The 11,394-nt window shown below is 32.5% G+C and carries 13 protein-coding genes; all 13 read right to left on the reverse strand.

Annotated features, from left to right (window positions below):
• Positions 1-79: 79 nt before the first annotated feature.
• On the reverse strand, positions 80-598 hold the full coding sequence (locus KPL50_RS10210; RefSeq protein WP_216298355.1) for an adenine phosphoribosyltransferase: 519 nt from the start codon (positions 596-598) through the stop codon (positions 80-82).
• A 143-nt stretch (positions 599-741) separates the two neighbouring features.
• Positions 742-1,623, reverse strand: coding sequence for a DHH family phosphoesterase (locus KPL50_RS10215; RefSeq protein ID WP_253200553.1), 882 nt, complete (start codon positions 1,621-1,623; stop codon positions 742-744).
• A 151-nt stretch (positions 1,624-1,774) separates the two neighbouring features.
• The gene (secF, locus tag KPL50_RS10220; protein ID WP_216298356.1) at positions 1,775-2,653 is read right to left on the reverse strand and encodes a protein translocase subunit SecF; all 879 of its coding nucleotides are present in this window, start codon (positions 2,651-2,653) and stop codon (positions 1,775-1,777) included.
• Between the two features lie 4 nt (positions 2,654-2,657).
• Positions 2,658-3,896 carry a protein translocase subunit SecD gene (gene secD / locus KPL50_RS10225; protein ID WP_216298357.1) on the reverse strand — a complete coding sequence of 413 codons (1,239 nt, stop codon included), beginning with the start codon at positions 3,894-3,896 and terminating at the stop codon, positions 2,658-2,660.
• Between the two features lie 81 nt (positions 3,897-3,977).
• A complete protein-coding gene (gene scfB, locus KPL50_RS10230; protein ID WP_216298358.1) occupies positions 3,978-5,342 on the reverse strand; it encodes a thioether cross-link-forming SCIFF peptide maturase in 1,365 nt (454 codons plus the stop codon).
• Between the two features lie 62 nt (positions 5,343-5,404).
• Positions 5,405-5,542: a six-cysteine ranthipeptide SCIFF gene (gene scfA / locus KPL50_RS10235; RefSeq protein WP_124999239.1), complete on the reverse strand. Its 138-nt coding sequence runs from the start codon at positions 5,540-5,542 to the stop codon at positions 5,405-5,407.
• Between the two features lie 67 nt (positions 5,543-5,609).
• The gene (locus KPL50_RS10240; protein WP_216298359.1) at positions 5,610-5,978 is read right to left on the reverse strand and encodes a TIGR04086 family membrane protein; all 369 of its coding nucleotides are present in this window, start codon (positions 5,976-5,978) and stop codon (positions 5,610-5,612) included.
• A gap of 96 nt (positions 5,979-6,074) precedes the next feature.
• Positions 6,075-6,368, reverse strand: coding sequence for a preprotein translocase subunit YajC (gene yajC / locus KPL50_RS10245; protein ID WP_216298360.1), 294 nt, complete (start codon positions 6,366-6,368; stop codon positions 6,075-6,077).
• 114 nt (positions 6,369-6,482) lie between these two features.
• Positions 6,483-7,613 carry a tRNA guanosine(34) transglycosylase Tgt gene (tgt, locus tag KPL50_RS10250; RefSeq protein WP_216298361.1) on the reverse strand — a complete coding sequence of 377 codons (1,131 nt, stop codon included), beginning with the start codon at positions 7,611-7,613 and terminating at the stop codon, positions 6,483-6,485.
• A 50-nt stretch (positions 7,614-7,663) separates the two neighbouring features.
• Positions 7,664-8,689: a tRNA preQ1(34) S-adenosylmethionine ribosyltransferase-isomerase QueA gene (queA, locus tag KPL50_RS10255; RefSeq protein ID WP_216298362.1), complete on the reverse strand. Its 1,026-nt coding sequence runs from the start codon at positions 8,687-8,689 to the stop codon at positions 7,664-7,666.
• 33 nt (positions 8,690-8,722) lie between these two features.
• Complete coding sequence (ruvB, locus tag KPL50_RS10260) at positions 8,723-9,778, reverse strand: Holliday junction branch migration DNA helicase RuvB (RefSeq protein ID WP_216298412.1); 1,056 nt, start codon at positions 9,776-9,778, stop codon at positions 8,723-8,725.
• A 23-nt stretch (positions 9,779-9,801) separates the two neighbouring features.
• Positions 9,802-10,401 carry a Holliday junction branch migration protein RuvA gene (gene ruvA / locus KPL50_RS10265; protein WP_216298363.1) on the reverse strand — a complete coding sequence of 200 codons (600 nt, stop codon included), beginning with the start codon at positions 10,399-10,401 and terminating at the stop codon, positions 9,802-9,804.
• 201 nt (positions 10,402-10,602) lie between these two features.
• Positions 10,603-11,355 carry a hypothetical protein gene (locus KPL50_RS10270; protein ID WP_216298364.1) on the reverse strand — a complete coding sequence of 251 codons (753 nt, stop codon included), beginning with the start codon at positions 11,353-11,355 and terminating at the stop codon, positions 10,603-10,605.
• Positions 11,356-11,394: the final 39 nt, after the last annotated feature.

Here is an 11,394-nt window from a genome sequence, read left to right on the forward strand (position 1 = left end):
CTTTTTACTAATATTATATAGTTTTATGTAGAATTTTGCAATTTAAATTTAATATTTACTACATAAAATTAAATAAGAATTAAATATCGTATTTTACAAGAGACATTATATCATAACCCTTTAATTTGTCTTTTCCATTAAGTCCTGTTAATTCAATTACAAAGTTTAAGGAAACAACCTCTCCACCCATTTGCTCTATAAGCTTTGTTACTGCAGCTACTGTGCCACCTGTAGCAAGCAAATCGTCTACTATAGCTACCTTTTGTCCAGGCTTTATGGCATCTTTATGAATTTCTAGTTTATCACTACCATATTCAAGGTCGTACTCAACTTCCATAGTGTCATAAGGCAACTTACCAGGTTTTCTAACTGGTACAAATCCTGCTCCAAGAGCATAGGCCACTGGAACACCAAATAAAAATCCCCTTGCCTCTGGTCCTACTATAACATCTATCTTCTTATCTTCTAAATATGCTACCATTTCATCTATAGTGTACTTAAGAGCACTATGATCTTGTAGTAAGGTAGTTATATCTTTAAAACTGATACCTTTTTTTGGAAATTCCTCTATTATTCTAATATTATTTTTTAAATCCACGATAATCCCCCCCAAAAATAAAATCAAAGTTTACAAATGCATAAGCATTTGATTATTTTTCGTTTTTAATCAATACTACTTATTATACTGCCCATTATATATTATAATGAGTTATTTATGCAACACAAAGATTATGTAGTATCTCACCTAACTATGAGACTGTTTTTTAATTCTTTATCTAAGTACTTTGATATCTGTAATGCTCTATTGCTGTCAGAGGTAATAAATAGCTCAACAACAATTTTAGCATTATCCATTCGTCCAACGGGATTAATGGTAGGCATTACTGTTAATGCCAATTTTGATACTGTATCTTCATTAATAACCACAATGTTATGAGTTTTTAGTAGTGCACAAATTCCATAATTATTTGTGTTTTTTAATTTCTTCATGCCTTCCTGCGCAAATATTCTATTTTCACTCTCAAGCTTTGTTTTACTAGAAATAGTACCTAGCATTACCAAATCCATATATTTGTTTATGGATTTCATTTTGTAATAGGATGATATTGCTTGTGCTACTTTAAAGGCCACCCCAGCAGCGCATAATCCTTTGAATGGATAATTGCACCCCTTTTGTTTTGGATTCACAACAATGGTGTCTGGAGCTATATTTATAGGCTCATGAAAATCTGTGATTATAACCTCTATTCCCATGTATTTGCATAGTTCTATTTCACTGAAAGAATTGATGCCACAACCTAATGTTATTATAAGTCCTGGTCCTAAATATTTTATATGATTGATAACATCACTTTCAAGTAAGTCACGGCTCTCGCTACGCACACTTGGTATAAAATACTCAACATCAGCATTTAGAAACTTCAGAACTAACATCAATAAAGAAATTGCCGTAATACTATCCACATCATAAAATCCATAAAGGACAATTTTTTCTCTCTCATTTATGGCTTTGACAATTCTATATAATGCATCCTCCATTCCTTTTAATAAAAATGGATTATACATATTATAATCTATAAAGTCATTATTATTCACTTGCATGCTTTTAAGATAATCCACCATAAAAACTCCTCAAAGTTAATAGAAAACACTTAAATTATAAAATTTCCTATTTAACAAAATTAAAAAAGGCAAAGAAGTAGTTAATACATCATACTTCTTTGTCTTTAATTTTTAACTATTTGAGCCAAAGTGTAACAAGGGCAATTGGTTCCTATGCTCTTGCTTTCGAAGTTGCTTTACTATTTCTTTTTTTTAGCAATACCCAAACTGGACTTGCTATGAAGATTGACGAATAGCATCCAACTAATATACCTATTATTAATGGGAAACTAAGCTCTCTTATAGCTGGTACAAATACATATACTGCAATTATAGTAAATAGTGTTGTAGCAACTGTATTTATTGATCTTGCCATAGTTTGTGTAACACTTGTATTAGTAATCTCTTCTATAGATGCTTTTCTCATATTTTTTTGATTTTCTCTTATTCTATCAAATATTACTATAGTATCATTAATAGAGTAACCAACAATAGTCAGAATAGCCGCAATAAAAGTTGCATTTACTTGCACTCGGAATATTGCGTATACCCCAACCATAATTAGAATATCGTGCACTAATGAAACTATTGCTGCAACTCCGAACTTAAATTCAAATCTTATACCTATATAAACTAGCATACAAAGCATGGCAATAATCAAACCAGCTATTGCTTTTGTCTTTAATTCGCTACCAACAGAGGCTCCAATTGTATTTTCTGAAATTAATTCACTAGATTTAAACTGCGTCTTAATTTCTTTTACCATGATTGCTATTTGATCAGCAGTAAGTGCATCAGTTTTTACGGTTATTTCCAAATCCTTGCCTTCATCTAGTGTTTTTGACAAATATTGATCCTTTGCGTGTTTGTCTATTATTTTATCTACATCGGCTTTTACAAAAGCCTGATTCATCTTTATCTCAAGCACTGTACCACCTTTAAAATCTATACCTAAGTTTAACCCTTTTGTTACCATGAATCCCATTCCTATTACAATAATGAATAGAGACATAGCAAACCATAGTTTAGTTTTTTCAACTATCTTTAGCATATGCTTACCCCCTCTTCACGCCAAAATGAGATGTTTTACTTAAAAGTCCCATTTCGACAGCTAATTTCAATAAGAATTTAGTGCTAGTAAGTGCTGTAAATACACTTATAGTTACACCAATCATAAGTGTTAGTGCAAAGCCTTTAACTGCGCCTGTGCCCATTGAGTAAAGAACTATAGCAGCAATTATAGTTGTAATATTTGAATCTAATATTGATGACAATGCTCTATGAAACCCAGCATCTACAGAAGATTTTACTGATTTTCCTGTTCTAAGTTCTTCTTTTATTCTTTCGAATATTAACACGTTAGCATCTACTGCCATACCAACCGTAAGCAGGAATCCTGCTATACCTGCCAGTGTCAAAGTAGCATTAATGGCTGAGAATGCGCCAAGAACCAAAACCACATATAAAATTAGTGATACATCTGCAATCAAACCTGGCGCTCTATAATATAACATCATAAATATAAGTATAATTAATATTCCAATAGCTCCAGCCTTCATACTTAATGGCAATGCATTTGCACCTAATGTAGCTCCAACTGTTTTAACTGAAACAGCTTTTAGTGTTACAGGCAATGCTCCTGATTTAATAATTTGAGATTGTCTTGTAGCTTCGGCTAAATCTTTACTTCCTGTGATAACTGCCTTACCATCTGAAATAACTGCTTGAACTGTAGGACTAGTTAACTCCACACCATCCATAAAAATAGTAATTGGTTTTCCTAAAAATTTCTGTGTTGCTTCTGCGAACTTTTTCTTACCTGCTTCATTAAGCTCAAGTCCTATAGTAGGTTTATTATCTTCACCTGGGTATGCAGTAGCATCCTTTACATCTTTACCAGTAAGAATTGTAACTTTATCCGGACCAACAAATGTAAGCTCTCCTGATTTTGCAACAGTATCAAGAACTACTTTAGAATCGAACATACCCGGTATTTCAATTCTAATTCTATTGTTGCCTTCTTTGGCAACTAGTGTTTCACTAACTCCCATTTTGTTGACTCTCATAGAAATAAGCTCAATTGCCCTGTCTAAGGTCTTTGGATCAACCTTTCCACCTTGAACTTCTTCTAAGACAGAAATTCCGCCTTGCAAATCTAAACCTTTATTTATTGTCTCAGTAAAGGGTTTAAACCTATAACCTCCGATTGTAAATCCTTTAAAACCTGAATATGCCAATATCCCAACAACTAAAACACTGGCCAAAAACATAAACATGCTTTTCTTCTTTTTCATCTTTATCCCCCTCTGTTGCTTAATCATAAATACAATTATATTATGATTAACAAAATTAGTCAATATTAGGTAATTTACAATTTATTTATCCATGGTTTTTGCTTTTAAAGCTATAGCACACTCTATCCTTTTCTTTTGCATCTTGCAGCCAATTTCATAGGGAATATGCATATCTCCATTAAAATTAAAGTTATTTGCCTGGCATCCCCCACTACAATAAAACTTTGCCCAGCAATCAGTACATTTAGGTTTGTTGTAAATGTGTGCTTCTTTAAACTCTAGCTCCATTTTTTTATTATGCATTCCATTATAGATATCTCCCATTAGGAAATCTTTATTCCCAACGAATTGATGACAAGGGTATATATCACCATCAGGAGTAACTGCTATGTATTCATGACCTGCTCCACAACCAGAAATTCTCTTATAAACGCAAGGTCCACCTTTAAGATCTATATTAAAATGATAAAATTTAAATTCATTTCCATCTTTATGTCTTTGAAGCATATCCTTATATAATTTATCATATTGCTCAAAAATAATAGGTAAATCTTCCTCTCTAAGTGATAAAACATGTTCGTTTGGAAGTACTACTGGTTCTATAGATATTTCTTTAAAACCTAGATCTGCCATATGTTTTATATCTTCGAAAAAGTCAGTATTTTCTCTAGTGAAAGTTCCTCTTGCATAATAAGCTTTCGACTTATCTCTCATGTCAACCATTTTTTTAATATTAGGAAGTATTCTATCATAAGAGCCAGTTCCATCTGCCCTTACTCTAACTTTATCATTAACAGATTTTCTACCATCTATACTGAGTACTATATTACCCATATTTTCATCCATATATTTCATGATTTCGTCATTGAGTAATGTAGCATTAGTTGTCATAGTAAATCTTATAGATTTATTATGAAGTTTTTCTTGAACTTTAGCATGTTCAACTATTTCTTTTATTGTATCAAAAGCCATAAGGGGCTCTCCACCAAATAAATCAACCTCAATGTTTTTTCTTGGGCCAGATTTCTCTATAACAAAATCTATTGCTTTCATTCCCACTTCTGCTGGCATTACGCTTCTAGCACCATGATATTCACCCTCGTCAGCAAAACAATATTTACATCTTAAATTACAATCATGTATTACATTTAGGCATAGTGCCTTTATGTAAGACTCTTTTTCTCCAATGTCCATAGCGATTTCTCTGTACATATCTTTTGTGTATAACATTTCTTCCTTGATTAAGCTGAGAATTTCACTGTAGGCTTCTTCAATATCTTCTACCATATATTTATCTTTAAATATTTCTAGTAATTCTTGTTTTTCTTTAAGGGAATTATCATCCAAAAGATCATAAACTATTTCATCAATTACGTGAAGTGATCCGGAATTTACATCTATTACATAATACTCGCTGTCTTGTATATATTTATGAATTAATGACAAGTTATTTTCCTCCTAACAAATTTAAAGCAGTAACCCTAAGTGTTACTGCCACATTAGTAATATTAGTTTTCACAAGCTAAGTTAGCCACTGTACAAGAAGTTTTGCATGCTGATTGACATGAATTAGCACATTCCTTGCATCCTGGTTTTTTTAAACTTTCTTTAATGCTTGTTTTATTTATAGTTTTTATATGTTTCATTTCAATTCCTCCATTCGTAAAGTTTCGGTATGATTATATCATAATATCTTGGCTAAATAAAGCATTTCTATAGATTTATTCCAAGCATTCCAGCAAGTGTACCTATACCCAGTGCTAAAGCGGTTCTTATTACTTCTCTCAAACCAATAGCAGTGCTTCCACCACCAACTACTTTAACTAAGTATAAAACTACCATGTAAATAGCCGCCACCATAATGCCCATTAGCCAACCCTTTTCACCTGCTTTTTTTGCAGCATATACCGATCCATAAAGCACGCTAACTAATGTTATTATAATATAAAAAACGGATGTTACCTTCATGCTAGCTGGTAAATAGCTTGTTATTATAGAATAAGCTACCAATACAATTAAGGTTAAAATTGAAGCCCTAAATACACCTTCTGCAGCACAAGAATATTTTACTTTATTTTCCATGTAAACCCCCCCTTTTTTATGGATTTCAATAAAAAAATTTAGTTGAAATCTATAATATTAATTATGATTAAAAAGGGGGTTTTATTACTTAAATTTTTACTTTTTCTCTAGTATCACATCAGAACTACTTGAATTTCTAACAGAACCTATTCCGGTTCTAGCTAATTTAATTTTAGTTCTATCTGGACCACTTTCTAAGATAACAAATTCTTCTTGGATATTGACGATTTTTCCAATTATACCGCCTTTAGTCATTACTTCATCATTTACTTTTAAATTATTTAGAAGTGCGGCATATTTTTTCTTTCTTTTGTTTTCTGGTATAAATACTACTAAATAAAACACTACTAGCATTAATATTATAGGTAATAAAGATACTATTTGATTCATTTATATTCCCCTCCTTTCAATAATTTTTTAAATTATAATAAAATAATTCTCCTGTAAAAATCAATAACTTTACTTATTATTACTTTTATAGGGTAATCATGTTATAGCAATTAATTATGCGTTTTCATTCCACTGAGCTAGTTTCTCAGCCTTAAATTCTTCAAAACAATCATTATCAATGGCAGTTCGTATGTCTTCCATAAGTTTATTATAAAAATATAGATTATGAAGCACACAAAGTCTCATGGCGAGCATCTCTTTTGCCTTAAATAAGTGTCTTATGTAGGCTCTTGTATAATTCATACAAGTAGGACATTGGCACCCCTCATCAATAGGAGCAGCATCTAGTTCAAATTTAGCATTCATTATATTTATTTTACCATCACCCGTAAAAACATGTCCATGCCTTCCATTTCTTGCAGGCAAAACACAATCAAAAAAGTCTACGCCTCTTGATACAGCTTCTAAAATATTACTTGGATACCCTACTCCCATAAGATATATTGGTTTATCTTGTGGTAAGTGTGGAACAACGGCATCAATGATTCTATACATGTCTTCATGAGACTCTCCCACTGCAAGACCTCCAATAGCATAGCCATCCAGGTTCATCTTAGTAATAGTTTTAGCATGTTCTATTCTGATATCCTCATATGTTCCCCCTTGATTTATTCCAAATAATATTTGTTTGTTATTGACAGTGTCATCAAGAGAATTCAGCCTATCCATTTCAATTTTACACCGCTCTAGCCACCTTGTAGTTCTTGCTACTGAATCAACTACATATTCTTTGGTAGATGGGTTAGGTATGCATTCATCAAAAGCCATAGCAATGGTAGATCCCAAGTTGCTTTGTATTTGCATACTTTCTTCTGGGCCCATGAATATTTTCTTTCCATCAATATGTGAATTAAAATAAACGCCTTCTTCTTTAATTTTTCTCATAGCTGCAAGTGAAAACACTTGAAATCCACCTGAATCTGTAAGAATAGGCCTATCCCAATTCATGAATTTATGAAGTCCTCCCATCTGCCTTACAACCTTATCTGTTGGCCTTAAATGCAAATGATAGGTATTAGATAATTCAACTTGGCAATTAATTTCTTTTAAATCCATGCTGGAAACTGCACCCTTAATAACTCCTTGAGTTCCTACGTTCATAAAAACAGGTGTTTGAATTGTGCCGTGAGGAGTTGTAAACTCTCCACGTCTTACTTTACCACTTTTCTTAAGTAATTTATACATTTTTACCCTTCTTTCCTTACAATAATTAAGAGTTAGCTCTTTATTATTCACTAATATAACAACATTGCATCTCCAAAACTGAAGAATCTATATTTTTCTTTTACCGCAATATCATAAGCACCCATAACTAAATTCTGTCCTGCAAAAGCGCTAACTAGCATTATTAGTGTAGATTCTGGTAAATGAAAATTGGTTATTAATGCATCAACAATTTTGAATTTATAGCCTGGATATATAAATATGTCTGTCCAACCTGATTTTTCTTCTACTCTCCCATTCTCACTTGCTATGCTTTCTAGAGTTCTATTGGAAGTAGTACCTACAGCAATTACTCTACCTCCGTTTTCTTTTGTATCATTAATTACATCCGCTGTTTCACTATTTAGCACATAATACTCTGAATGCATTTCATGCTCTTCCACTAGGTCAGCTTTTACAGGTCTAAAAGTACCTAGCCCGATATGTAATGTTACAAATGCAAGTTTTACACCCTTTGCTTTAATTTGTTCAAGCAAATCATCTGTAAAATGAAGCCCTGCAGTGGGAGCCGCTGCTGACCCTATTTGTTTTGAAAACACAGTTTGATATCGTTCTTTATCTTCTAATTTTTCAGTTATATATGGCGGTAGAGGCATCTCTCCAAGTTTATCTAAAACTTCTTCAAAGATTCCCACGAATTCAAATTTTACTATTCTACTACCACCCTCAGAAATGCTTATAACCTCGGCCCTTAATTCTCCATTTCCAAAAACAAACCTAGTTCCAATCTTTGCTTTTTTTCCAGGTTTAACCAAAGTCTCCCATTGATTCACATCTATTCTCTTTAGAAGCAGAAATTCCATTTTACCGCCTGTATCTTCTTTTGTACCTATAAGTCTTGCAGGTAAAACCCTCGTGTCATTTAACACTAAACAATCTCCTGGGTTTAAATAATCTATTATATCTTTGAACACTTTGTGTTGTATTTCACTACTGGTTTTATTAACTACCATAAGTCTTGACTCATCTCTTTTTTGGAGTGGATGTTGTGCAATAAGCTCCTTTGGTAAGTCAAAATAAAAATCTTTTACTTTCAAAAAAATTACATCCTTTCTTTATGCGAAAATAGTTTATATTTCTTTATCATCATCAAAAATTGTAAATTGTTTAAGGTTTTTATGTGCCTTTGGCCTTTTCATAGATCTATTTAAATGTTCATAGGCCTTTTCAGAGGCTATCCTTCCTCGTGGAGTCCTTATTATGAATCCCTTTTGAATTAAATAAGGTTCATAGACATCCTCGAGAGTCCCTATTTCTTCACCTATAAAATAAGATAGTGTCTCTATCCCTACCGGTCCACCCTTAAAATTATCTATAATAGCTTCTAGCATTTTATTATCTATTCTATCAAAACCTTCACTGTCTATTTCAAGGAGTTCGGAAGCCGCTGTAGCTATTTTTAAATCAATGATTCCATTGCCCTTAACATCACAATAATCGCGAACCCTCTTAAGCAAACGATTAGCAATTCTAGGTGTACCCCTTGACCGCCTTGCAATTTCAACAGCTGCTTCTTCAGTAATTTCTACATTTAAAATATCAGAAGACCTAATTACTATTTTCTTTAACTCATCTTGCGTATAATATTCCATAGCACTTAGTACACCAAATCTATCACGAAGCGGCGCTGTTAGGAGTCCTATTCTAGTAGTTGCACCAATGAGCGTAAATTTTGGTAAATCGAGTCTTATAGATTTAGCTGAAGCGCCTTTTCCAATTACAATATCTAATGCATAATCCTCCATTGCAGGATATAGTATTTCTTCTACATTTCTATTGAGCCTATGTATTTCATCAATAAAAAGCACATCATAATCACTAAGTGAAGTTAAAATAGATGCCAAATCCCCTGCTCTTTCAATAGCGGGCCCCGAGGTTACTTTTAAGTTTCCATTCATTTCCTTTGCAATAATGTTAGCAAGGGTTGTCTTTCCAAGGCCAGGGGGGCCATATAAAAGCACATGATCCAGAGCTTCTTCTCTGTTTTGAGCTGCCTTAATGAATATATTTAGTTTTTCTTTTATCTTTGGTTGACCAATATACTCTCTAAGCCTTTGTGGTCTTAGGGAATACTCTGCCTCCATATCTTCTTCAATGATAGAAGAAGTAATAATTCTTTCCTCTATATCATCCATAATATACTCCCACCTTAGTTCATTAAGTATTTCAAACAATCTTTAATCATATTTTCAAGGGATAGTTTGTTATCGCTTGCTTTTAATGCTCTTTCAGCTTCCTTTTCAGAATATCCAAGTGACATAAGAGCTCCTAAAACCTCCATAAGTTTTCTATCCTCTACTAAATCGCCACCTGAGTTCTGTGAAAAATTATTAACTTCAGACTGCTCAATATGAATTTTTTCTCTAAGCTCTAGAATTACTCTTTGAGCAATTTTCTTTCCTATTCCAGGTGCTCTTTGCAGCGTTTTTTCGTCTCCTGATACAATAGCATATCTTAGGCTTTGTACACTACAAATAGAAAGTAGTGATAAGCCAGCTTTTGCACCAACTCCATTTACCCCCATTACTAGGGTAAACATCTCTATCTCGTCTTTTGTTAGAAATCCGTATAGTCCAATAAAATCTTCTCTAACAATTTGCTTTATATATAATAACACTTGCTCGCTTGTTTTAGGCATCTTCGCCATAGTACTTCCGGAGGTGTATATTTTGAACCCCATACCATTATTATCTACTACAATATAGTCTTTATTAATACCTATAAAAATTCCTTTTATATATTCGTACACAATATTCCTCCTAGCGTCCTCTTTGGGAAAAAACGAAAAATCATTATCTCCCTCAGAAAATAGCGACTATATAATACTTTACCACCTAACCGCTATTAATTCAATAATTAAGAATGGAAATGTTTATAAATAAGTAAAATAACCTTAAGAAATATATTTTTCTTAAGGTTATAGTAGTTTTTTTTATTTTACATAAAATTATTAAGATTTTAGTAAACCCCTAGCATAATCAAAAGCTTTTTCTGGAGTTTTGAATTCCCCACTCTCATATTCTTCATCAACTTCTACAGCCTGGCTGGCATCACTATCTTTTGTATATTTTCTACCGTGAACTAGGTCTTCTACTAACCCGTCTTTTTCTTTTAAGTCATCTATTTTTATATATTGTAATTCTCCACTGTCATTTGTCTCAAAATTATATTCCCGCTGTTTTCCATCTTCTGCATATACATTAGAATTAAATATTTTGTGAGACGTTATATCACCATTATTATCTGTTTTATAAATTGTTACAAGGTTATTATATACACCTAAATAATATCTATTCGCACTATAACTGTACCTATCACTATTATTAACAAAAATAATCTCATGATCACTCATATTTGAAACTGTGTAACCTTGGCTTTTAAAGATTCCATCAAGTTGCGCTTGTGTCTTGCTATTTAGTAGAGTTGAACCATTAAAATGTTTCTCTAATACCTTATTTCTTACTTCGATATCTTTATATTTAATTTTAAAAATAAATTTTGTGTCTTCAGCTACCACAGGCAAACTAGCAGTCACAGATTTATCACTAGTGTTTTTGGTAATTAGTTTTAAAAATGGAATTTTGCCAGAGGCTTGTAAAACTAAATTGTGATTGTTAATGTAATCAGTAAGTGAGTAGCTAGCAATGGAAAAAATGATTAATAGGGTAGCTAAAATTGTGTATAAAAACTTTCTATTTTTCATATTACCCCTCCTTATTTGTAAATTATGTCCATACAGGGG

The organism is Clostridium sp. CF012 (assembly GCF_018861755.1).
Taxonomy (GTDB): Bacteria; Bacillota; Clostridia; order Clostridiales; family Clostridiaceae; genus Clostridium_AD.